Here is a 24,101-nt window from a genome sequence, read left to right as displayed (position 1 = left end):
CCCCTCATCATGAGGGGGAAATGCAGACACCTTGTTATTTTTTATTATTAGCCACTTGCTCGTCTTGCTTGTTATTAGTCGTATTTCACGTTGATTAATGCGGTTGCCTCCAGTGCGCCAGATTTAACTTTGTTTGTATCGTAGACGTAGTAACTGGCCAGGACAGGTATATTAATAATATTACTATTTAAAGAAGCCCCGGTTTTATCTGTTTTCCATAATGATGTCGCCGCGCCCTGATCGCCGCTAGCAGAAATTTTGATGGCTGCTTCAGTCCCTTTGGGTGGTTCTTTTAGATCCAACACAAATCCTACACCATTATCTATGTTGCCGCGCAAAATTGTATTGCTTCCTGTAACTAAGTCACTGCTGGAAAGATATACGACCATATTCCGCGATGCTTGTTTTGTGTCGCCGAAAAGATTATCACATTTCAACGTAATTATTCCTTCCTTACTATTCGCCGTAATCTTTCCCTGACTTCTGAGTTGGGACAAGGCAATATCATCTACTTTTATTATTGTGTTTTCAGGCTTACAGGTCGTATTTTTAGGATAATAGGAAATACTTAATCCAAGCGTAAATGTATCCCCCGCCAGTTTACTGGTGAGATAACTTACACACCAGTTAATCTTCAATGTCTTACAAATGCTCAACCAAAAGTCAATGGATGAAGATGACTCACCGCCAATATTTGCAATCACAGTATCTGAAAGAAACCAGGTAGGTTTTCTTTCTCCAGTAAAATCAGGTGTGCCTTTAGATATTTTAACCACATAGGGTAATACTGCCTGCGCATTGCTGGATTTCCCAATCGTGTCACTGGTTTTACCTAAAGACTCTATTTTAACCTTTAACTTTTCGCCATTACCAAAAGGCCCGACTTCAACCCAATCACTTTGGATATTTTTATAGACTATTTTATCCGTGCTCGTATCACAAGATATCCCAGTAAACACAACACTTTTACTAAAGGAAACCTCATTCGCTAAAATCTCCCCCACATTAATACTATCAGTAATATTTAATGATGCAGTGGTACGACATCCAGCCCAGGTAAAATTAACCCATAAAATAAATATTAGTAACATTCCATTTCTGAACATCATATTCCACCTCTCACCGACAGATATAATTTCTACTTTCATCAATCTCTTTACCGAAGGTGATTGTGCATGAAAGTCCTTGTTGCTTATCAATTGCTACATTAACCGATGGCGGTACTTCATTGGTGCGAATAAATAACTGACTTCCCTGGCCGACAACGCCAATATTATGACCGTGGATATCATTGACTTCATAACCAAACGTTAATGGTTGCCCATCCGCTCTTAACGCTTTTATAAACCAGGGCTTGCGCTGATCGGTATCAAAATTAACCAGTACAACCGCGCCGCGATAAGGGGCGGCAATTTTCCGATTGCCGCGTAATTCTGCTTCGCTATCGCTTTGCGACACATCCAGCATCAGGTGATTTTCCCGATAAGGTGTCATTCCGTCATATACCACCACTCCATTACGGTTTGTTGTGCGATATTTTTGCCCATTGACATAAGCATCTTTAATTCCTGGCGCATTCATCACTGCAAACGTTTCGGAAAGACGGTTCGCCAGATTAACGCCCCCCGACCAGGCGACAATGCCCCCTGAAACACTGGCTCCAGCCTGTCGATAAGTACTCGACTGACTATAACTGCCATTCACTGTCGCAACCGGCGCGTTCCAGGTCAAATTCGCCCCAGCTGTCGTTTCATTTCCCTGATGCTGATAACTCAGGTTGACCCCATAGTTAAACTGATCCCGGCTTCCAACGGTTCCTGATAATCCCGTATTATTTGAGGCAAACCCCTGATCATCAAACGTCGTTGAGTTAGACATATATATTTGCCGACGAGGCGTCGTAACGTCATCACCCCAATCAAAGGGAATCGATATAAAAATATTAAATCGTTTCTCTTCATGATGATTCTCGTCATAAGCCTGGCTTGCCGCGAGGGTATAGCTTATCCGTCGCAGGTTGTTGGAATAACTCAACTGATAATCCTTACTGCTGCCGCTACGCCCCCAGTAATCTCGCCATAACGTACTTAAGGACACAGAACCCCAGCCTTCTGGCAATGACTGGCTCATATTGGCAGAAAAGCTATTTTTACGGCCAAAATCGTTCTGGTAATAATCGGCAATGTCATAGATATCGTTTTCATCACGGCGATAATTATCTTTATTGTTTGCCCAAACGTGATCGTTAAATGTCCGGTAATCACGCGACGAATAACGCCAGGCCGCCAGACCAAAACGCGTCGACGTTTGGCTCACAAATTTGTTGTAGGCAATTTGATAACTTTGCCCGTCAAACACATCGCCGTTGTCTTGTTTACTATGCGACTTCGTGGCATCGACGGAAATGGCACCAATGCGTGTATTCCAGCCAGTCCCCAAAGTGAACGCGTAATAATTATTCGCGACCATCGAGCCACCATACAGCGTCAATAAATTATTAAAACCATACTGATAACCCGCCTGGACAAAATCACTTTGTTTGCTTGCCCCTTCAATATGGCTACGACCCGCCGCAAAATCATATTTCGATACGCCAGGTTGCAGCATATTTGGCACCGCTGCATAAGGCACCAGATAGGTGGTTACCGAACCGTCCGCCTCTTTCACGCTGACATCAAGATCCGCTCCACCACCGGCCAACTGCAAATCTGTAATCGCAAACGGGCCAGGAGGAACCTCTTTCTGATAAACCACAAAACCGTTCTGTTCAATAGTTACCAGCGCGTTACTCTGAGCAATCCCCTGCACCCGTGGAGTAAAATTTTGTTTCGAGTTAGGCAACATCTGCATATCACGAAACAACCGCACACCGCTGAAGCGAACAGAATCAAAAATATCGCTTGATGTGTACATATCACCCACGCGAAGCGTGCCGAGAAGTTGGGCAAATCCACGTTCCAGATACAGGGTATTGCTTTTCCACACCCCTGGATTGCTATTTGTTTTACTGAAACTGGCATCAGAATGCAGTTGCCACCCCAGTAAGTTTAACCCGCTGTTAAAACGTACATATGTACTCTTGCTATTACCCGACGCTTTATAGTCGCTGTAATACTGACTCACATAATAAGAGGTATAAAACGCATTAATACCCCGCTCCCAGTTTTCCGGTGGAACATAGCCACTTTCCAGTTCTTCCACCCACGCCTGCGGTACACTGAAATCGAGACGAAAAACTCCGATATCCCAGGTATAGCTCCCACCCTGAACAAGTTGCTCAAATGTTAAACATTGCTTACCGCTGGCAAAGTTATCGGTATTAATGCCTAACCGCTTGATAATTCCCCTTGATAAACATGTTTCTTGCGGGTTGTCTTTAACAATAATCTCATATTTCCCGCGCCATTGCTTATTGACATAAATATCGATGTCATACTGCCCCGGCAAGGGTTGATTATCATCAAGACGAATATTTGCAACCTGCTGGTCTTTCATTCCACCTATCATAAAATGGGTATCAAAGGTTTCTTCAGCTGCATAAGCTTCAATGCCGAGCAATAACGCTACGATTGCTGATGCAAGTGGGGTCATTCTCAACATAGGCAGCTCCTGCAATTAAATTTTGTCACTAATATAGTTGCCATGGTCATCGATAATGGTCAGATACCAGTTATTCGCATTATTACTTTTGACATTAATACTCTGACTTTCTAAGGGGGCAATCATAATAGTTTCATAATTGACTTTGACATTATTAGCTTTGACATCCGAAATCGTTACCCAATTTGCTGAGTCATTTTTTATCACCAATCCATTGCCACTGCGATTTACCAGTAACTTTTTAAATGTCGCTTTATTTACCGGCGCAATACCCGCAGGCCGGTAAAACAATTTGATTCTGTTTTGCATTGCAAATTTCAGTGCATTCTTGCCCTCTTGCTCTGGACTATTTGGTGGAATATCCAGAACATTCAGATAAAAAATGCTCTCTTTATTAGTGGGCAGTTTATTCGGCATAATTTTGATTTTTACTTGCTGCCCGGAATTTGCCCCTATTTTTGCCACTGGTGGCGTTAACATGAAAGGAACCTGAATTTTTTCTGGTGGTAACGACGTATCGCCATCATCAATCCACGCCTGCAGCAGCGAAGAACGGTTTCCCTGATTCATCAACTGCACCATCACTTCTTTATTTTCTGCCGGGTAAATAATACGCGTCCCATAGATAACAATACCGGCATGTGCAGGAAGGACCATAGAAGAAATGAGTAAAGCTAATAATCCTTTCATCTTAATGCCTCTTAAATTAAAAGGCCGCCATGGGGATAGCGGCCATGTTTATTAACTGGAGAAACTTGAAATTTTATTTATTAATCCTGCGCCACACGCATAACCAGAGAAGATAACACATCACCTGATTGCACTGAATTATCTGTCAGCTTCAGGTATTTTGCTTTAAACGGAATAGCATATTGACCTTCCGCTGTTTTATAACTCTCAATGTTAAAAGGTGCAGAAACATCCAGGACATCGCTGTTATCACCTAAATAGAGATAGTACCCCACGGTATCGTTGCTACTGGCTATCGCCTTATCGTTTCCGGTTATTTTATCGTTGGTAATCAACGAGAGTTTTACACCAGCAACTTCTTTCGGACAGCTAATTTTTAACATGCTGCTGGTTACACCGACTGCATCATCATAGGTCGAGTATTTAGCTTTACCTTCAAAGACAGTGGTTGGTACAGTTGGCATATTAATACTTACTGAGTCGCCACCCGCTTCGAATTTACACGGAGATTCTGCAATATTCCCTTTAATGGTTAATGTTCCGGTATCAACGTCTGCGGCAAATACCCCAGCGCTCATAAAAAAAGAAGAAAAGACAGCGGCAGCAATAATTGAACGTTTCATAATATGTTCCTTAATAAAATTTATTTTTTGGTTGTTAAGAGTCTGTATCTCTTGGAAACAAATTTCTCACATCAAAAAAGTTGCCGCAATGTAAACATATTGTTTTATTGATTTAAAACAAATTAACTATTGCAATATAAATACAACAAATACTTAAGCATATTAAATATTTATCACATCTATTAATTAATGCAGATTTTTGTAAATGGTATTATTGATATCAATAAAAAAGCTGAAATCATTCACACGAATGATTTCAGCTTTCTAAATCCGATTAAAAAACCAGGGTGGCAAATTAATCGTAGCGATTTAACACGATTCGACGTTTGCTATCGCTACCTGCAACAACCACTTCTGTCGTTACACCTTTGACTGGCGAAGAAACCTGATGACGGGTATCAACATCATACGTTAACTGACCACAATGCTGTTGAGGTTGACCATTAACCATAACCATACTGCATGTTGGGGGACTGATCCTGCCATTAATCGTTAATGTGGCAGTCTGTGAAGAGAACGCGGGAGAAGCCATTCCATAGGCAAGAAAAATAATTCCTGACAGCCAGTACTTATTCATTGAACGTTATCCCTGTAGTAAAGGTTATGCCTGGATAGAATGAGTGCATAACAAACTATAGCTGTACATCCACTACACAGCCACGAAGGATGATAATGAAGCATTGCCTGTATGATCAATCGACTTTGTAGAGTTTCGGACGAAGGTCCGCAGAATATTCGCAGTATTAAATAAGTGTTCATTAATGCGGCAAAAACAAATACACCGCATCAATGTAACATCTCTGCGGTGTATGAAGAATAACCAGAATGGTTAATAGGCGTTAGACCGCGCGGAAGGAAATCTCGCCTGGAATGACTTCACCCTGCCAATAGAGCTGAGCTGCAACGCGGTCAGCCAGCTGGCGGTAGATAGCGGTAAATTCGCTCTCCGGACGGCTGATAACCGTTGGCGTGCCTTTATCGAGATCCTCACGTAAGGAGATGTGTAACGGCATCTGCCCCAGCAGCTGTGTGTGGTATTTTTCAGCCAGTTTCTCAGCACCACCGGTACCGAAAATCGGTTCATGGTGACCACAGTTACTGCAAATATGCACACTCATGTTCTCGACAATACCAAGCACCGGAACCTCGACTTTCTCGAACATCACAATGCCTTTTTTCGCATCGATCAACGCGATGTCTTGTGGGGTGGTGACCACGACCGCACCAGTTACTGGAATGTTTTGTGCCAGTGTCAATTGAATGTCACCGGTGCCTGGCGGCATATCAAGCACCAGATAGTCGAGATCCGGCCACAAGGTTTCCTGCAACATCTGCATTAACGCCTTGCTCGCCATCGGACCACGCCACACCATCGCATTGTCGTCAGTGACCAGATAACCAATTGAATTGGTTGCCAGTCCATGAGACATAATCGGTGCCATATGGGTACCGTCCGGCGAAGTTGGACGCTGATTTTCTGCGCCCAGCATGGTGGGGATTGATGGGCCGTAGATATCGGCGTCCAGAATGCCGACTTTCGCCCCTTCCGCCGCCAGTGCCAGCGCCAGGTTTACCGCCGTGGAGGATTTACCCACGCCGCCTTTACCGGAGCTGACCGCAATGATGTTCTTCACGCCGTTAATTCCCGGCTGATTCTTCACGCGTTTTAAGGTGGCGATATTGTGCGACAGTTTCCAGTCGATAGCTTTCGCCCCGGTGATGCGCAGCAGTTCGGCGCTACATTGCTCTTTTAACTCTTCGAACGCGCTATGCCAGACGAATGGCATAACCAGTTCCACATGCAACGTGTCGTCCATCCAGGCGACATGGTGCAACGCTTTCAGCGTGGTGAGGTTATGCTTCAGGGTTGGGTGCTGAAAATTGGCCAGTGTCCCGGCGACCATTGCGCGCAAGGCTTCTGGTGATTTGGCCTGGGATTGTTCGTTCATCCCGACTCCTTTTTTGTATAGATAAACCATCAGCTGATAGTTTACCTGAAGAATATAGAGAAGTACTTACTTAACATTTTCCCATTTGGTACTATCTAACCCCTTTTCACTATTAAGAAGTAATGCCTACTATGACTCAAGTCGCGAAGAAAATTCTGGTGACGTGCGCACTGCCGTACGCTAACGGCTCAATCCACCTCGGCCATATGCTGGAGCACATCCAGGCTGATGTCTGGGTCCGTTACCAGCGAATGCGCGGCCACGAGGTCAACTTCATTTGCGCCGACGATGCCCACGGCACACCGATCATGCTGAAAGCTCAGCAGCTTGGTATCACCCCGGAGCAGATGATTGGCGAAATGAGTCAGGAGCATCAGACTGATTTCGCAGGCTTTAACATCAGCTATGACAACTATCACTCGACGCACAGCGAAGAGAACCGCCAGTTGTCAGAACTTATTTATTCTCGCCTGAAAGAGAACGGTTTTATTAAAAACCGCACTATCTCTCAGCTGTACGATCCGGAAAAAGGCATGTTCCTGCCGGACCGTTTTGTAAAAGGCACCTGCCCGAAATGTAAATCCCCGGATCAATACGGCGATAACTGTGAAGTTTGTGGCGCGACCTACAGCCCGACTGAGCTGATCGAGCCTAAATCGGTGGTTTCTGGTGCTACGCCGGTAATGCGTGATTCTGAACACTTCTTCTTTGATCTGCCCTCTTTCAGCGAAATGTTGCAGGCATGGACCCGCAGCGGCGCGTTGCAGGAGCAAGTGGCAAACAAAATGCAGGAGTGGTTTGAATCTGGCCTGCAACAGTGGGATATCTCCCGCGATGCGCCATACTTCGGTTTTGAAATTCCGAACGCACCGGGCAAATATTTCTACGTCTGGCTGGATGCGCCGATTGGCTACATGGGTTCCTTCAAGAATCTGTGCGACAAACGCGGCGACACCACCAGCTTCGATGAATACTGGAAGAAAGATTCCACCGCCGAGCTGTATCACTTCATCGGCAAAGATATTGTTTACTTCCACAGCCTGTTCTGGCCAGCAATGCTGGAAGGCAGCAACTTCCGCAAGCCGACTAACCTGTTTGTTCATGGCTATGTGACGGTGAACGGCGCGAAGATGTCTAAGTCTCGCGGTACCTTTATTAAGGCCAGCACCTGGCTGAATCATTTTGACGCCGACAGCCTGCGTTACTACTACACTGCGAAACTCTCTTCGCGCATTGATGATATCGATCTCAACCTGGAAGATTTCGTTCAGCGTGTGAATGCCGATATCGTGAATAAAGTGGTTAACCTGGCCTCCCGTAACGCTGGCTTTATCAACAAGCGTTTTGACGGCGTGCTGGCAAGCGAACTGGCTGACCCTCAACTGTACAAAACCTTCACTGATGCCGCCGAAGTGATTGGTGAAGCATGGGAAAGCCGCGAATTTGGTAAAGCGATCCGCGAAATCATGGCGCTGGCTGATCTGGCTAACCGCTATGTCGATGAACAGGCTCCGTGGGTGGTGGCGAAACAGGAAGGCCGCGATGCCGACCTGCAGGCAATTTGCTCGATGGGCATCAACCTGTTCCGCGTGCTGATGACTTACCTGAAGCCGGTACTGCCGAAACTGACCGAGCGCGCAGAAGCATTCCTCAATACGGAACTGACCTGGGATGGTATCCAGCAACCGCTGCTGGCGCATAAAGTGAATCCGTTCAAAGCACTGTATAACCGCATCGACATGAAGCAGGTTGAAGCACTGGTGGAAGCGTCTAAAGAAGAAGTGAAAGCAGCTGCCACGCCAGTAACTGGCCCACTGGCAGATGATCCGATTCAGGAAACCATCACCTTTGACGACTTCGCTAAAGTTGACCTGCGCGTGGCGCTGATTGAAAATGCAGAGTTTGTTGAAGGTTCTGACAAACTGCTGCGCCTGACGCTGGATCTCGGCGGTGAAAAACGCAATGTCTTCTCCGGCATTCGTTCTGCTTACCCGGATCCGCAGGCACTGATTGGTCGTCATACCATTATGGTGGCTAACCTGGCACCACGTAAAATGCGCTTCGGTATCTCCGAAGGCATGGTGATGGCTGCCGGTCCTGGCGGGAAAGATATTTTCCTGCTAAGCCCGGATGCCGGTGCTAAACCGGGTCATCAGGTGAAATAATTCCCCTTCAAGGCGCTGCATCGACAGCGCCTTTTCTTTATAAATTCCTAAAGTTGTTTTCTTGCGATTTTGTCTCTCTCTAACCCGCATAAATACTGGTAGCATCTGCATTCAACTGGATAAAATTACAGGGATGCAGAATGAAACACTTTATCTATCAGGACGAAAAATCACATAAATTCTGGGCGGTGGAGCAGCAGGGAAACGAACTGCACATCAACTGGGGTAAAGTCGGCACCAACGGACAAAGCCAGGTAAAAAGTTTTGCGGATGCAGCAGCGGCGGAAAAAGCGGGACTGAAGCTGATTGCGGAGAAGGTGAAGAAGGGGTATGTGGAAGAATTATCTTCGCCATCCCAACCCGCAATCAAAATAGAAACGATCGAAGTAGATACAACTGGCGTGGCAGAAACCACTGTCGTATTTGACCAAAGTATGGTTGCTGAACCTGCTGAGACACCATGCCCGTGGCTGACAGATGATTCCACTATCCATCTATCGGAGAAAAAGTCTCAGGAGGCTTTACCTTCCCGACGTTTTCCTGGGGATGCTGTAAGCGAACCACAAGACAGCCTCCTTATGAATTTAGGTCAGGATATTCATAATCTATCAGGAAAAATAACAACATACGATTTCAGTGCATGTTCTGCTAACTGGCAGCAGAATATCAATGAAGCTCTCGCTAATGGTCCACTTTCTCCTGCTGCGTTGGCTGTACAGGTTGTTCTGGTTTCGCGTAAATTCTGGGGCGAATGCCCTGAACTCATGGATGAAATTGTCTATGTCTACGGACTAGAATTTGCCGTGGATATGTTTATTGCGATGCAATATATCTCGTTCGATTGCACTTATCACAGAACAAGCATACACATTACTTTTCAGCCATTATTAAACCACGCACATTGTGTTACCCCCTTTGACGTTCGACTGCGTAAGCATTTGGCTCTAGCAGAAGAAACTTTGTGGCAACGCTGTGTAGATAAATTCATTACAGCTTTGCCTGATATTCCTCCCGTTCAACAACCGATGGTAGCGCTAATGCTACCGGAACGCCCGGAGATTGCAGAAGAAGTCGCACGACGGTTACTGAAGCAGAAAAATGTCCAAACTGTTGAATGGCTGAAACTTGTTGTTCAAGAATCCTCCTTGCTCAAAGCACTGGAATCTTATTGCGCGTACGACCTTTTTAATGACTATTACCATGGTTGCATCTGGAATGTCACCGTTTTGCAGGAGCAAGGGATTGCCGGAATCGCTCGCTTCGCCCCCTATGCTTATGCTGATCTTTGTGGAAGTATTCTCGAAGAGATCAATCACCCACAAGCATTAATGCTACTTATACGTGTGTCTGGCAAAACTAAACGCTGCCATGAACGAATGACTAAGGCTTGCGCTGCGTTCCCACACGCAGCACTGGCTGCACTGGCGGAACTTCTTGCGCAAAAAGAAGAGAATAGTTGGCGCATTATGCTGATGACGATGCTTATCTCGCAACCGGCACTAGCAGAACAGGTCACTCCCTGGCTCTCAACACCCGCAGTTGCAGTGCTGAAATCATGCCAGCAACAACTGACACAGCCCTCAAACCATGCCAGCGCCGATATGCTGCCTGCCGTATTAGTCTCACCGCCCTGGCTTTCGAAAAAGAAAAAATCTGTAATGCCGGTATTGGATTTAACGCCATTACCGCTGGAGTCATGCTGCACATTGACCGAGACGGCAGAAAAAGAGATTCATGCAAGGCATCGCTGGCACGCACATCAAATAGACATCGGCCAAAAAGAGGATATTCAGAACTACCTGACACGTCTGGGTTTCAATCGCTGGAATAATGGCCAGTATATGAAAGCGTCTGATGCTGTTGTAGAACTCTGGCAGAGGGGAGATTATTCTGCGCTAATCAGCGAATTTAAAACCTTCTGGCACTCCTATCAACGGGAATGGCAGCTTTACATGTTAGCCGCCCTGCCTATCGAAAAAACAGCGCAGGCGTGGAATGTCCTCAGTAAAGAGCCACACGTCGGTGTCGAGTTTGTCATGACGCACCTGCAACTCGCTGGGTTACAGGGTTTTATTCACTCCTTTTCACGCTATCCACAAGAAGCTCTGCCTGTAGCACAATATTTTGCGGCTATCGAATTAGCGCCACTGATCGCCCGCGCCTTCAACAAACTCAAAACCCTACGACAAGACGCCCGCACCTGGCTGCTGAAATACCCGGAACACGCCATTACCGGCCTACTGCCTGCGGCGCTCGGCAAAGCCGGTGAAGCCCAGGATAACGCCCGCGCTGCCTTGCGTATGCTTATCGAAAACGATCATCAGCCATTACTGCAAGAAATCGCCCGGCGTTATAACCAGCCGGAAGTAACAGATGCGGTGAACGCTATGCTTGCGCTCGATCCCTTAGATAATCACCCGACAAAAATCCCCACTCTTCCGGCCTTTTATCAGCCATCGATCTGGACCCGCCCGGTATTAAAAGCAAATGCCCAATCACTGCCAGATAGCGCCCTCCTACGCCTCGGTGAAATGCTCCGCTTCCCTCAGGAAGAGGCACTGTATCCGGGATTATTGCAGGTGAAAGCCGCCTGTACCGCCGACTCACTGGCTGAATTTACCTGGGATCTGTTTACCGCCTGGCTGGCCGCTGGCGCACCATCGAAAGAGAGCTGGGCGTTCACTGCGTTAGGTGTTCTCGGTAACGACGACACCGCCCGCAAACTGACGCCTTTGATTCGCGCCTGGCCTGGTGAATCCCAGCATAAACGCGCCACCGTCGGGCTGGATATTCTCGCTGCTATCGGTAGTGATATCGCCCTGATGCAGCTTAACGGGATCGCCCAGAAACTGAAATTCAAAGCATTACAGGAGCGGGCAAAAGAAAAAATTGCCGACATTGCCGAGAGTCGCGAACTGACGGTAGCGGAGCTTGAAGATCGGTTAGCACCGGATCTCGGTCTGGATGATAACGGTTCGCTGCTGCTGGATTTTGGCCCACGGCAGTTCACCGTCAGCTTTGATGAAACCTTAAAACCGTTTGTGCGCGATGTTTCCGGCAGCCGCCTGAAAGACTTACCTAACCCCAATAAAAGCGATGATGAATCACAGGCAAACGATGCTGTTAACCGCTACAAATTGCTGAAAAAAGATGCGCGTACCGTCGCCGCCCAGCAGGTAGCAAGGCTGGAATCCGCCATGTGCCTGCGCCGCCGCTGGTCGCCGGAAAACTTTCAGCTCTTCCTGGTTGAGCATCCGCTGGTTCGTCACTTAACCCGCCGTCTGATTTGGGGCGTTTATAGCACCGAAAACGAGCTACTGGCTTGCTTTCGCGTGGCGGAAGATAACAGCTACAGCACCGCAGACGATGATCTTTTCACCCTGCCGGAAGGCGATATCTCTGTTGGCATTCCTCACGTTCTGGAAATATCACCCACGGATGCTGCCGCCTTTGGTCAACTTTTTGCCGACTACGAACTGCTACCGCCGTTCCGCCAGCTCGACCGTAACAGTTACGCCCTGACAGAAACCGAGCGCAATGCCAGCGAATTGACCCGCTGGGCAGGCAGAAAATGCCCGAGCGGTCGGGTAATGGGGCTGGCGAATAAAGGCTGGATGCGTGGTGAACCGCAGGACGGTGGCTGGATCGGCTGGATGATCAAACCGCTGGGCCGCTGGTCGTTAATCATGGAAATCGATGAAGGTTTTGCGGTCGGCATGTCGCCAGCCGAACTCAGTGCCGAGCAACTCTTAAGTAAGCTGTGGCTATGGGAAGGCAAAGCGGAAAGCTATGGCTGGGGGAGTAATTCAACACAGGAAGCGCAGTTCTCCGTGCTCGACGACATCACCGCCAGCGAACTCATTAACGATATTGAAGCCCTGTTTGAATAAGGAAAGAGCATGGACAAGGAATTACCGTGGCTGGCGGATAACGCCCAAGTGGAACTGAAATATAAAAAAGGCAAAACGCCGCTCAGCCATCGCAGTTGGCCGGGCGAACCAGTGCCTGTTATCACTGAAAGCCTCATCCAGACACTGGGTGATGAATTGCTACAAAAAGCTGAGAAGAAAAAAAACATTGTCTGGCGTTATGAAAATTTTTCACTGGAGTGGCAGTCGGCCATTACGCAGGCCATCAACTTGATCGGAGAACACAAACCCTCAGTTCCGGCCCGGACAATGGCGGCGCTAGCCTGTATCGCGCAAAATGATAGCCAACAGTTGCTCGACGAAATCGTCCAACAAGAGGGACTGGAATATGCGACTGAGGTGGTGATTGCACGCCAGTTTATTGCACGGTGTTATGAAAGTGATCCTCTGCTAGTGACATTGCAGTATCAGGACGAGGATTATGGCTATGGTTATCGCTCAGAAACCTATAACGAATTCGATCTCCGACTGCGTAAGCATCTCTCTCTGGCAGAGGAAAGCAGCTGGCAGCGTTGCGCCGACAAACTCATTGCCGCACTGCCAGGAATAACCAAAGTTCGCCGCCCTTTTATTGCGCTGATCCTCCCGGAAAAACCAGAAATCGCCAATGAGTTGGTAGGCCTTGAATGCCCGCGGACTCATTTTCATTCTAAGGAGTGGTTAAAAGTTGTTGCTAATGACCCCAGAGCGGTGAAAAAACTCGAACGCTACTGGAGCCAGGATATATTTAGCGATCGGGAAGCCAGCTACATGTCGCATGAAAACCACTTCGGCTACGCGGCCTGCGCTGCCCTTTTGCGCGAACAAGGACTGGCAGCCGTTCCACGCCTGGCAATGTATGCCCATAAAGAAGATTGCGGCAGTCTGCTGGTACAAATTAACCATCCGCAGGTCATCCGCACCCTGCTGTTAGTTGCTGATAAAAACAAACCCAGCCTGCAACGTGTAGCTAAATACAGTAAAAATTTCCCCCATGCGACGCTTGCCGCACTGGCAGAGCTTCTGGCGCTAAAAGAACCACCTGCGCGCCCTGGTTATCCAATCATCGAAGACAAAAAGCTGCCTGCACAGCAAAAAGCTCGAGATGAATACTGGCGTACACTGTTACAAACGCTGATGGCATCGCAGCCACAACTGGCAGCAGAAGTGATGCCGTGGTTAAGTACTCAAGCCCGGGCAGTGCTGAATAGTTATTTATCGGCACCGCCCAAACCGGTTATTGATGGCACCGATAACAGCAATCTGCCTGAAATCCTCGTTTCACCACCGTGGCGTAGTAAGAAAAAAATGACAGCTCCACGTCTTGATTTGGCACCGCTCGAATTAACCCCGCAAGTTTACTGGCAACCAGGCGAACAAGAGAGGCTTGCCTCCACTGAGTCTGCCCGTTATTTCAGCACGGAATCTCTTGCGGAACGCATGGAACAAAAAAGTGGACGAGTTGTATTACAGGAACTGGGTTTTGGGGATGATGTATGGCTGTTTCTGAATTATATACTCCCCGGAAAACTGGATGCTGCACGCAATTCACTCATTGTTCAGTGGCATTACTACCAGGGGCGGGTTGAAGAGATCCTGAATGGCTGGAACTCCCCGGAAGCACAATTAGCAGAACAGGCGCTTCGCAGCGGTCACGTAGAAGTGTTAATTAACATATGGGAAAATGACAGCTACTCACGCTATCGTCGGGAAAAGAGTATCTGGAACCTGTATTTATTGGCACAGTTGCCGCGTGAGATGGCTTTGACTTTCTGGCTACGTATCAATGAGAAAAAGCATCTGTTCGCGGGTGAGGACTATTTTCTCAGTATCTTCGGATTGGATGCTCTACCAGGTCTGCTGTTGGCTTTTTCACATCGTCCAAAAGAAACATTTCCGTTAATTTTAAATTTTGGCGCAACAGAACTGGCCCTGCCCGTTGCCCGCGTCTGGCGACGTTTCGCGGCGCAGCGTGATCTGGCTCGCCAGTGGATTTTACATTGGCCGGAACATACAGCTACTGCACTTATCCCTCTTGTCTGCACCAAATCCAGCGATAATAGCGAAGCTGCATTACTTGCCCTGCGTTTACTTTACGAACAGGGACATGGCGAGTTACTGCAAACCGTGGCAAACCGCTGGCAGCGTACAGATGTATGGCCTGCCCTGGAGCAATTACTTAAACAGAGTCCAATAGAGATTTACCCGACACGCATTCCAAAAACCCCTGATTTCTGGCAGCCGGCAATGTGGTCCAGGCCGCGCCTTATCACTAATAATCAGCCTGTTACCGATGACGCTCTGGAAATTATCGGCGAAATGCTGCGCTTTACCCAAGGCAGACGTTTTTATAGCGGACTGGAACAGCTGAAAACGTTTTGCCAGCCGCAAACGCTGGCAGCCTTTGCCTGGGATCTTTTCACCGCGTGGCAACAAGCTGGTGCTCCCGCAAAAGACAACTGGGCATTTCTGGCGTTAAGTCTCTTTGGCGACGAAAGCACGGCACGGGATCTGACGACACTGATTCTCGCCTGGCCACAAGAGGGCAAATCTGCCCGTGCTGTCAGTGGTCTGAATATACTTACTCAGATGAATAATGATATGGCACTGATACAGCTGCATCATATATCGCAACGGGCGAAATCCCGCCCCTTACGTGATAACGCGGCGGAATTTCTTCAGGTGGTCGCAGAAAATCGCGGGCTAAGCCAGGAAGAGTTAGCGGACAGATTAGTCCCAACACTGGGTCTTGATGATCCGCAGGCGTTGATTTTTGATTTTGGTCCCCGGCAGTTTACTGTTCGCTTCGATGAAAACCTCAACCCGGTTATCTTTGATCAACAAAACGTTCGCCAGAAAAGCGTTCCCCGGTTGCGCGCCGATGACGATCAACTGAAAGCCCCCGAGGCACTGGCCCGACTAAAAGGGCTAAAAAAAGATGCGACTCAGGTGAGCAAAAACCTGCTCCCGCGTCTTGAAACTGCCCTACGCACCACCCGACGCTGGTCGCTGGCAGATTTTCATTCTCTGTTTGTTAATCATCCCTTTACCCGCCAGGTTACTCAGCGATTAATATGGGGTGTTTATCTGGCAAATGAACCGCGTCGTTTACTCAACGCCTTTCGTGTGGCCGCAGAGGGGGAGTTCTGCAATGAGCAAGATGAGCCCATTGACCTGCCTGCAGATGCTCTGATTGGCATTGCCCACCCGTTAGAAATGACAGCAGAAATGCGCAGTGAATTTGCACAGCTTTTTGCCGATTACGAAATTATGCCGCCTTTTCGCCAGTTGACGCGGCGCACTGTGCTGCTCACGCCTGACGAGTCAGCCAGTAATAGTTTGAATCGCTGGGAAGGTAAATCTGCTACCGTTGGGCAACTTATGGGAATGCGATACAAAGGCTGGGAGTCATGCTATGAGAACGCATTTGTCTATGACCTGGGCGAGTACCGGCTGGTCCTTAAGTTTTCATCCAGTTTTAACCACTACAATGTTGATAGCAAAGCGCTAATGAGCTTCCGTTCTCTTTGTGTATACCGTGACAATAAATCTGTCACTTTTGCCGAACTTGATGTGTTTGATTTGAGTGAAGCGTTAAGCGCACCCGACGTTATTTTCCATTAAAACACAGCGGGCAGTGATGCGACTGCTCGTTATTAACACGACCTGCCACCGGGAAAAGCGATGATCGTGCAAAAAGAGCTGATCACTATTTACGATTATGAGGCCCCTGTACCTGAAGAGCCGTTTTCCTTCAGGCTTGAGATCCATAAACGCTCTGAATTATTTACAGGTTCCGTCTATCGACTGGAACGATTCCGGCTACGTCCAACATTTAATGATGCTGACCCGCTAATAAATGATGCGTTGATTTATATAAGAGATGAGTTTATTGATGAGCGAAAATTACGAGGTGAATCACCTGAAACTGTAATAGCAATTTTTAATCGCGAACTACAAAATATATTCAACCAACAAATAGAAAAATAGCTTTATTAAAGGGGGAAACGGTATTCCCCCTTAGATGCGTTTCAATTTGCCCGTTACTTCAACAAATCAATCAACCGTAACAGAGCCACTAATAGCTCCAGTACAGCAATGAGCACGGTTAACTTTTGTGTCAGCGTGTCCATCCGCTCTCCTTATTAAGGAGCGCAACACCAGCACCTTACCCTTACACTGCCTGTCGATACTGGTTTACGTATGTTGGTACGAAACGTTGCTCTCCGGATCAGGGCACCGCCTGCGGCACCACCCGTCCGGTAGCCAGGACTTAAAATTGGTCCGATCCGGCGCAACTTCCCAACGGGCAGGATTATAAATCTCATTCACTGAATTGCAATGGAGTGTGGATATGGTTATAATTTATTCGTTGGTACGAAATGTTGCACAATCAGCAAGTTAGCGTCACTGTAGTAAATAAAAGAACCTGCCTCACCAGCAGGTTTTTTTATTTACTGTGATCTGCTTTCCAGATATTTTTCGCTCAAACAACTAATGCGCCAAACATTTATTGCGCGTAAAATATCGTTTATTTCATTAATACATTTCAGGGATGAATATATGTCACCGCAGAATAATCATCTGCAGCGTCCGCCTGCTGCTGTGTTATACGCCGATGAACTGGCAAAATTAAAACAAAATGATAATGCACCTTGCCCGCCCGGTTGGCAGTTAAGTTTGCCTGCGGCCCGTGCTTTTATCCTTGGCGATAGAGCGCAAAATATTAGCCGTAAAGTGGTGATTAGTCCCTCCGCTGTCGAACGTATGTTAGTCACTCTTGCCACCGGGCGCGGTTTGATGTTGGTGGGGGAACCTGGCACCGCAAAATCTCTCCTGTCTGAATTACTGGCAACCGCTATTAGCGGCGATGCCGGGTTAACCATCCAGGGCGGCGCATCTACTACTGAAGATCAAATCAAGTACGGCTGGAACTACGCCCTGCTTATCAACCATGGTCCGTCAACGGAAGCACTGGTCCCTGCCCCGCTTTACCAGGGAATGCGCGACGGCAAAATCGTCCGTTTTGAAGAGATAACGCGTACACCGCTGGAAGTACAAGACTGTCTGTTAGGTATGCTTTCTGACAGGGTGATGACGGTGCCGGAACTCACCGGTGAAGCCAGTCAGCTCTATGCGCGGGAAGGCTTTAATATTATTGCCACTGCCAATACCCGCGATCGCGGCGTCAATGAGATGAGTGCCGCGCTAAAGCGTCGCTTCGATTTTGAAACCGTCTTTCCGATTATGGATTTCGCCCAGGAGCTGGAACTGGTCGCCAGTGCTTCGGCGCGTTTGCTGGCCCATAGCTGTATTCCGCATAAAGTGCCTGACGCGGTACTGGAGTTACTGGTCCGCACCTTCCGCGATCTGCGTGCCAACGGCGAAAAGAAAACGTCAATGGATACCCTGACGGCAATTATGTCCACCGCTGAAGCCGTGAACGTGGCCCACGCAGTGGGCGTCCGCGCCTGGTTTTTAGCGAATCGCGCAGGTGAGCCAGCCGATCTGGTGGACTGTATTGCCGGAACCATCGTTAAAGATAACGAAGAAGATCGCGCTCGTCTGCGCCGTTACTTCGAACAGCGTGTCGCCACACATAAAGAAGCTCACTGGCAGGCTTATTATCAAGCCCGCCACCGCCTGCCGTGAGGAAAGATGCATGAGCGAGCCGTTAATTGTCGGCATCCGGCATCATAGTCCGGCCTGCGCCCGGCTGGTGAAATCGTTAATCGAAAGCCAGCGGCCACGATACGTGTTGATTGAAGGCCCGGCTGATTTTAATGACCGGGTAGACGAACTGTTTTTAGCCCACCAGCTTCCGGTAGCTATTTACAGTTATTGCCAGTATCAGGACGGTGCGGCCCCCGGGCGTGGTGCCTGGACGCCATTTGCTGAATTTTCGCCGGAGTGGCAGGCGCTACAAGCCGCACGTCGTATTCAGGCACAAACTTACTTCATCGATTTGCCTTGCTGGGCACAGAGTGAAGAAGAGGACGATTCGCCTGATACGCAAGAGGAAAGCCAGACCTTGCTGCTGCGTGCCACCCGCATGGATAACAGCGACACCCTGTGGGATCACTTGTTCGAAGATGAAAGCCAGCAAACTGCATTACCCTCTGCACTGGCGCACTATTTTGCCCAACTGCGGGGCGACTCCCCCGGAGATGCTCTCAATCGTCAGCGCGAAGCCTTTATGGCCCGCTGGATTGGATGGGCGATGCAGCAAAATAATGGCGACGTGTTAGTTGTCTGCGGTGGCTGGCACGCTCCGGTACTGGCAAAAATGTGGCGCGAATGCCCGCAGGAAATTAACACGCCAGAATTGCCCTCGCTGGCAGATGCCGTTACAGGTTGTTATCTCACACCCTACAGTGAAAAGCGCCTTGATGTGCTGGCAGGATACCTTTCCGGTATGCCTGCCCCGGTCTGGCAAAACTGGTGCTGGCGGTGGGGCTTGCAGCAGGCAGGTGAACAACTGCTGAAAACGGTTCTTACCCGTTTGCGCCAGCACCACTTGCCTGCTTCGACAGCGGATATGGCTGCCGCTCATCTGCATGCGATGGCTCTGGCACAGTTGCGTGGTCATACACTACCGTTACGCACTGACTGGCTGGATGCCATAGCAGGCTCGCTGATTAAAGAAGCCCTGAATGCGCCGTTGCCGTGGAGCTATCGCGGCGTTATTCATCCCGATACCGATCCGATTCTGCTAACGTTGATAGACACATTAGCGGGTGACGGATTCGGTAAACTTGCCCCCTCTACGCCACAGCCGCCTCTGCCAAAAGATGTCACCTGCGAACTGGAACGTACAGGAATCTCTTTTCCGGCGGAGCTTACTTTAAATCGCTTTACCCCCGATGGACTGGCGCAAAGTCAGGTGTTACATCGGCTGGCAATACTGGAGATCCCAGGGATTGTACGCCAGCAGGGAAGCACACTGACACTTGCAGGCAACGGTGAAGAACGCTGGAAATTAACCCGCCCGCTTAGCCAGCATGCGGCATTGATTGAGGCCGCCTGCTTTGGTGCAACACTCCAGGAAGCCGCACGCCATAAATTAGAAGCCGATATGCTGGACGCGGGTGGAATCGGCAGTATCACCACATGTCTTAGCCAGGCGGCGTTAGCGGGTCTGGCGTCCTTCAGTCAACAATTACTGGAGCAACTTACATTATTAATCGCCCAGGAAAATCAGTTTGCCGAAATGGGCCAGGCGCTGGAAGTGCTATACGCCTTATGGCGGCTGGATGAAATTAGCGGTATGCAAGGCGCGCAGATATTACAGACGACGTTATGCGCGGCTATCGATCGCACACTCTGGCTGTGTGAATCCAACGGCAGACCGGAGGAAAAGGAGTTTCACGCTCACCTGCATAGCTGGCAGGCGCTTTGCCATATCCTGCGCGATCTACATAGCGGCGTTAATTTACCCGGCGTTTCGCTTTCTGCGGCGGTAGCCTTACTGGAGCGCCGCAGTCAGGCGATTCATGCCTCGGCGCTGGATCGCGGCGCGGCTCTTGGCGCACTGATGCGTCTGGAACATCCCAAAGCCAGTGCCGAAGCGGCGCTGACAGTGCTGGCGCAATTATCCCCGGCACAATCCGGCGAAGCGCTGCACGGTTTGCTGGCGCTGGCCCGCCATCAACTGGCCTGTCAGCCGGCATTTATCGCCGGTTTCAGTAGTCATTTAAATCAACTGAGTGACGACGATTTTATTAACGCCCTGCCCGATTTACGCGCGGCGATGGCCTGGCTACCACCACGAGAACGCGGGACGCTGGCGCATCAGGTGCTTGAGCATTACCAGCTCGCACAGCTTCCCGTTTCAGCGCTGCAAATGCCGTTGCATTGTCCACCGCAAGCCATTGCACATCATCAACAACTCGAACAGCAGGCACTGGCATCGCTGCAACACTGGGGAGTTTTCCATGTCTGAACTGAACGATCTTCTGACCACCCGTGAGCTACAACGCTGGCGATTAATTCTTGGCGAAGCGGCAGAAACGACGCTTTGTGGGCTGGATGACAACGCCCGGCAGATAGACCACGCGCTGGAGTGGTTGTATGGGCGCGATCCTGAACGGCTCCAGCGTGGTGAACGCTCCGGTGGATTAGGTGACTCAAATCTCACCACCCCTGAGTGGATCAACAGTATTCACACGCTGTTTCCGCAACAGGTGATCGAGCGGCTGGAAAGCGATGCCGTACTGCGCTACGGCATTGAAGATGTGGTGACGAATCTCGACGTACTGGAACGTATGCAGCCTTCTGAAAGCCTGCTACGCGCCGTTTTGCACACCAAACATCTGATGAATCCCGAAGTGCTGGCTGCCACCCGCCGGATAGTGCGCCAGGTTGTTGAAGAGATTATGGCGCGACTGGCAAAGGAAGTTCGTCAGGCTTTTTCTGGTGTCCGCGATCGCCGTCGCCGCTCATTTATTCCACTGGCGCGAAACTTTGATTTCAAAAGTACTCTGCGCGCCAACCTGCAACACTGGCACCCGCAACACGACAAGTTGTATATCGAATCCCCCCGCTTTAACAGCCGCATTAAACGCCAAAGCGAACAATGGCAACTGGTCTTACTGGTTGATCAAAGCGGATCGATGGTCGATTCGGTGATCCACTCTGCGGTGATGGCGGCCTGTTTATGGCAGTTACCCGGCATTCGTACCCATCTGGTGGCGTTTGACACCAGCGTGGTTGATCTCACGGCAGACGTTGCCGATCCGGTAGAGTTATTAATGAAAGTGCAATTAGGCGGCGGAACCAATATTGCCAGTGCCATGGAATATGGTCGGCAACTTATTGAACAACCAGCGAAAAGCGTCATTATCCTCGTGAGCGATTTTTACGAAGGGGGTTCATCATCATTACTGACGCATCAGGTGAAAAAGTGTGTCCAGAGCGGCATCAAAGTACTGGGACTGGCGGCGCTCGATAGCACCGCAACACCTTGCTATGACCACGATACGGCCCAGGCGCTGGTTAATGTCGGCGCACAAATAGCCGCCATGACACCGGGCGAGCTGGCATCATGGCTTGCGGAGAATCTTCAGTCATGAATTCACTACGTCCGGAATTATTAGAACTGACACCACAAGCTTTGACGGCGTTAAGCAATGCCGGTTTTGTTAAGCGCAGTCTTAAGGAACTGGAAAATGGCAACGTCCCGGAGATCAGCCATGAGAACGGCGCTTTAATCGCCACCTTCAGTGACGGTGTCCGTACCCAGCTGGCGAACAGTCAGGCACTGAAAGAGGCTCAGTGCACCTGCGGGGCCAGCGGCATGTGCCGTCATCGCGTGATGCTGGTGTTAAGTTATCAACGGCTTTGTGCCAACGCCCAGCCTACGGAAAAAGAAGAAGAGTGGGATCCGGCAATCTGGCTGGAAGAATTGGCTACCCTTCCCGATGCCACCCGCAAACGCGCACAGGCGTTGGTCGCTAAAGGCATCACCATTGAGTTGTTCTGTACGCCGGGCGAAATTCCCTCTGCCCGCTTACCGATGAGCGATGTACGTTTTTATTCCCGCAGCAGCATTCGTTTCGCACGCTGTGATTGTATTGAAGGAACACTTTGCGAACATGTCGTACTGGCAGTACAGGCCTTTGTCCAGGCCAAAGCGCAGCAAGCGGAATTTACTCATTTAATCTGGCAGATGCGCAGCGAACACGTCACATCATCTGACGATCCGTTTGCCAACGATGAGGGCGACGCGTGTCGTCAATATGTTCAGCAATTAAGCCAGGCGTTATGGCTTGGCGGCATCAGCCAGCCGCTTATTCATTACGAGGCTGCTTTCAGCCGCGCGCAGCAAGCGGCGGAACGCTGCAACTGGCGATGGGTGAGTGAATCGCTACGGCAACTGCGCGCCAGCGTTGATGCCTTCCACGCCCGCGCCAGCCACTATCATGCCGGAGAATGCTTACGTCAGCTTGCGGCATTAAACAGTCGATTAAATTGCGCACAAGAGATGGCGCGGCGCGACAGTGTTGGTGAAGTTCCTCCGATGCCGTGGCGCACGGTCGTTGGCGCTGGCATTGCCGGAGAAGCAAAGCTTGATCATCTGCGGCTGGTGTCTTTAGGTATGCGTTGCTGGCAGGATATTGAGCAGTATGGTTTACGCATCTGGTTTACCGATCCCGACACTGGCAGTATTTTGCATCTTTCGCGTAGTTGGCCGAGAAGCGAACAGGAAAACTCACCGGCAGCGACGCGTCGGCTGTTTAGTTTTCTGGCTGGCGCACTGGCAGGTGGGCAAATTGTTTCACAAGCAGCAAAACGCAGTGCCGATGGCGAGCTGTTGTTAGCTACCCGCAACCGCTTAAGCAGCGTTGTGCCGCTGTCGCCAGACGCCTGGCAAATGTTGAGCGCGCCATTGCGCCAGCCGGGCATTGTGGCTTTGCGGGAATATTTACGCCAGCGTCCCCCCGCCTGCATACGGCCTCTTAATCAGGTCGATAACTTATTTATTCTGCCGGTCGCTGAGTGTATTTCGCTCGGTTGGGATAGCAGCCGCCAGACGCTGGATGCGCAGGTAATCAGCGGCGAAGGTGAAGATAATCTGCTGACGTTATCACTGCCAGCCTCAGCCAGCGCGCCTTATGCCGTTGAACGCATGGCGGCGCTTTTGCAACAAACAGACGACCCCGTGTGTCTGGTTTCTGGCTTTGTCAGTTTTGTTGAGGGGCAATTGACACTGGAACCACGGGTAATGATGACCAAAACCCGCGCCTGGGCGCTGGACGCAGAAACTGCGCCTGTGGCACCGCTACCTTCTGCCAGCGTTTTGCCTGTGCCGTCTACCGCTCATCAGTTGCTGATGCGCTGCCAGGCGTTACTTATTCAACTGCTCCATAACGGCTGGCGCTATCAGGAACAGAGTGCTATTGGTCAGGCAGAGTTGCTGGCGAATGACCTCACCGCGGTCGGTTTTTATCGGCTGGCACATGTGTTGGCACAATTTCGTAATACAGAAAGCGAGGCACGGGTAGAAGCAATGAATAACGGTGTTTTGATTTGCGAACAATTATTCCCCATGCTTCAGCAACAAGGATGAAATAGTGCTTTTTACTAAGAGTTCCACTCCAGTTCCGGACTGCTCACGCCACGGTATTAGGCATATCCTATATAGCCCCTGGTGAGAGTCACCAGTTT

14 protein-coding genes are annotated in these 24,101 nt (G+C 49.4%); 8 read left to right on the top strand and 6 right to left on the bottom strand.

What is annotated here, in order from left to right:
- Positions 1-74: 74 nt before the first annotated feature.
- The 6 genes from ACK8NJ_RS08745 to apbC form a co-directional block, all read right to left on the bottom strand.
- Positions 75-1,109, bottom strand: a complete 1,035-nt coding sequence (locus tag ACK8NJ_RS08745) for a fimbrial protein (protein WP_137511327.1) — start codon at positions 1,107-1,109, stop codon at positions 75-77.
- 10 nt (positions 1,110-1,119) lie between these two features.
- Positions 1,120-3,600: a fimbrial biogenesis outer membrane usher protein gene (locus ACK8NJ_RS08740; protein ID WP_411962357.1), complete on the bottom strand. Its 2,481-nt coding sequence runs from the start codon at positions 3,598-3,600 to the stop codon at positions 1,120-1,122.
- A 15-nt stretch (positions 3,601-3,615) separates the two neighbouring features.
- Positions 3,616-4,290, bottom strand: a complete 675-nt coding sequence (locus ACK8NJ_RS08735) for a fimbria/pilus periplasmic chaperone (protein ID WP_000677340.1) — start codon at positions 4,288-4,290, stop codon at positions 3,616-3,618.
- Between the two features lie 80 nt (positions 4,291-4,370).
- Positions 4,371-4,913, bottom strand: a complete 543-nt coding sequence (locus tag ACK8NJ_RS08730; protein ID WP_000830468.1) for a fimbrial protein — start codon at positions 4,911-4,913, stop codon at positions 4,371-4,373.
- 295 nt (positions 4,914-5,208) lie between these two features.
- On the bottom strand, positions 5,209-5,490 hold the full coding sequence (locus tag ACK8NJ_RS08725) for a YehE family protein (protein WP_001559436.1): 282 nt from the start codon (positions 5,488-5,490) through the stop codon (positions 5,209-5,211).
- Between the two features lie 262 nt (positions 5,491-5,752).
- Entirely contained in the window at positions 5,753-6,862 is a 1,110-nt protein-coding gene (apbC, locus tag ACK8NJ_RS08720; RefSeq protein ID WP_001005448.1) for an iron-sulfur cluster carrier protein ApbC, read from the bottom strand.
- Between the two features lie 131 nt (positions 6,863-6,993).
- Here apbC and metG point away from each other — a divergent pair, with 131 nt between their 5' ends.
- From metG to ACK8NJ_RS08680, 8 genes are all read left to right on the top strand, one after another.
- Positions 6,994-9,027 carry a methionine--tRNA ligase gene (gene metG, locus ACK8NJ_RS08715; protein ID WP_411962518.1) on the top strand — a complete coding sequence of 678 codons (2,034 nt, stop codon included), beginning with the start codon at positions 6,994-6,996 and terminating at the stop codon, positions 9,025-9,027.
- 140 nt (positions 9,028-9,167) lie between these two features.
- Positions 9,168-12,917, top strand: a complete 3,750-nt coding sequence (locus tag ACK8NJ_RS08710; protein WP_411962356.1) for a DUF4132 domain-containing protein — start codon at positions 9,168-9,170, stop codon at positions 12,915-12,917.
- Between the two features lie 9 nt (positions 12,918-12,926).
- Entirely contained in the window at positions 12,927-16,559 is a 3,633-nt protein-coding gene (yehI, locus tag ACK8NJ_RS08705) for a DUF4132 domain-containing protein YehI (protein WP_411962355.1), read from the top strand.
- 60 nt (positions 16,560-16,619) lie between these two features.
- Entirely contained in the window at positions 16,620-16,925 is a 306-nt protein-coding gene (locus tag ACK8NJ_RS08700) for a hypothetical protein (RefSeq protein ID WP_001559439.1), read from the top strand.
- 573 nt (positions 16,926-17,498) lie between these two features.
- On the top strand, positions 17,499-18,587 hold the full coding sequence (locus tag ACK8NJ_RS08695) for an ATP-binding protein (protein WP_097767189.1): 1,089 nt from the start codon (positions 17,499-17,501) through the stop codon (positions 18,585-18,587).
- 10 nt (positions 18,588-18,597) lie between these two features.
- Complete coding sequence (locus ACK8NJ_RS08690; RefSeq protein ID WP_411962354.1) at positions 18,598-20,877, top strand: DUF5682 family protein; 2,280 nt, start codon at positions 18,598-18,600, stop codon at positions 20,875-20,877.
- A complete protein-coding gene (locus ACK8NJ_RS08685; protein ID WP_411962353.1) occupies positions 20,870-22,006 on the top strand; it encodes a VWA domain-containing protein in 1,137 nt (378 codons plus the stop codon). The genes ACK8NJ_RS08690 and ACK8NJ_RS08685 overlap by 8 nt, the downstream gene beginning before the upstream one ends.
- A complete protein-coding gene (locus ACK8NJ_RS08680) occupies positions 22,003-24,003 on the top strand; it encodes an SWIM zinc finger family protein (RefSeq protein WP_411962352.1) in 2,001 nt (666 codons plus the stop codon). The genes ACK8NJ_RS08685 and ACK8NJ_RS08680 overlap by 4 nt, the downstream gene beginning before the upstream one ends.
- Positions 24,004-24,101: the final 98 nt, after the last annotated feature.

It is taken from the genome of Escherichia sp. F1, from assembly GCF_046764225.1.
Taxonomy (GTDB): domain Bacteria; phylum Pseudomonadota; class Gammaproteobacteria; order Enterobacterales; family Enterobacteriaceae; genus Escherichia; species Escherichia coli.
The sequence above is the reverse complement of the archived record's forward strand: the minus strand, read 5'-3'. Positions and strand labels throughout refer to the sequence as shown.

What these genes read in the sequence shown, in the direction of transcription:
- ACK8NJ_RS08745 (WP_137511327.1), bottom strand. Translation starts at nt 1,109, where the DNA reads ATGATGTTCAGAAATGGAATGTTACTAATATTTATTTTATGGGTTAAT.
- ACK8NJ_RS08740 (WP_411962357.1), bottom strand. Translation starts at nt 3,600, where the DNA reads ATGTTGAGAATGACCCCACTTGCATCAGCAATCGTAGCGTTATTGCTC.
- ACK8NJ_RS08735 (WP_000677340.1), bottom strand. Translation starts at nt 4,290, where the DNA reads ATGAAAGGATTATTAGCTTTACTCATTTCTTCTATGGTCCTTCCTGCA.
- ACK8NJ_RS08730 (WP_000830468.1), bottom strand. Translation starts at nt 4,913, where the DNA reads ATGAAACGTTCAATTATTGCTGCCGCTGTCTTTTCTTCTTTTTTTATG.
- ACK8NJ_RS08725 (WP_001559436.1), bottom strand. Translation starts at nt 5,490, where the DNA reads ATGAATAAGTACTGGCTGTCAGGAATTATTTTTCTTGCCTATGGAATG.
- apbC (WP_001005448.1), bottom strand. Translation starts at nt 6,862, where the DNA reads ATGAACGAACAATCCCAGGCCAAATCACCAGAAGCCTTGCGCGCAATG.
- metG (WP_411962518.1), top strand. Translation starts at nt 6,994, where the DNA reads ATGACTCAAGTCGCGAAGAAAATTCTGGTGACGTGCGCACTGCCGTAC.
- ACK8NJ_RS08710 (WP_411962356.1), top strand. Translation starts at nt 9,168, where the DNA reads ATGAAACACTTTATCTATCAGGACGAAAAATCACATAAATTCTGGGCG.
- yehI (WP_411962355.1), top strand. Translation starts at nt 12,927, where the DNA reads ATGGACAAGGAATTACCGTGGCTGGCGGATAACGCCCAAGTGGAACTG.
- ACK8NJ_RS08700 (WP_001559439.1), top strand. Translation starts at nt 16,620, where the DNA reads ATGATCGTGCAAAAAGAGCTGATCACTATTTACGATTATGAGGCCCCT.
- ACK8NJ_RS08695 (WP_097767189.1), top strand. Translation starts at nt 17,499, where the DNA reads ATGTCACCGCAGAATAATCATCTGCAGCGTCCGCCTGCTGCTGTGTTA.
- ACK8NJ_RS08690 (WP_411962354.1), top strand. Translation starts at nt 18,598, where the DNA reads ATGAGCGAGCCGTTAATTGTCGGCATCCGGCATCATAGTCCGGCCTGC.
- ACK8NJ_RS08685 (WP_411962353.1), top strand. Translation starts at nt 20,870, where the DNA reads ATGTCTGAACTGAACGATCTTCTGACCACCCGTGAGCTACAACGCTGG.
- ACK8NJ_RS08680 (WP_411962352.1), top strand. Translation starts at nt 22,003, where the DNA reads ATGAATTCACTACGTCCGGAATTATTAGAACTGACACCACAAGCTTTG.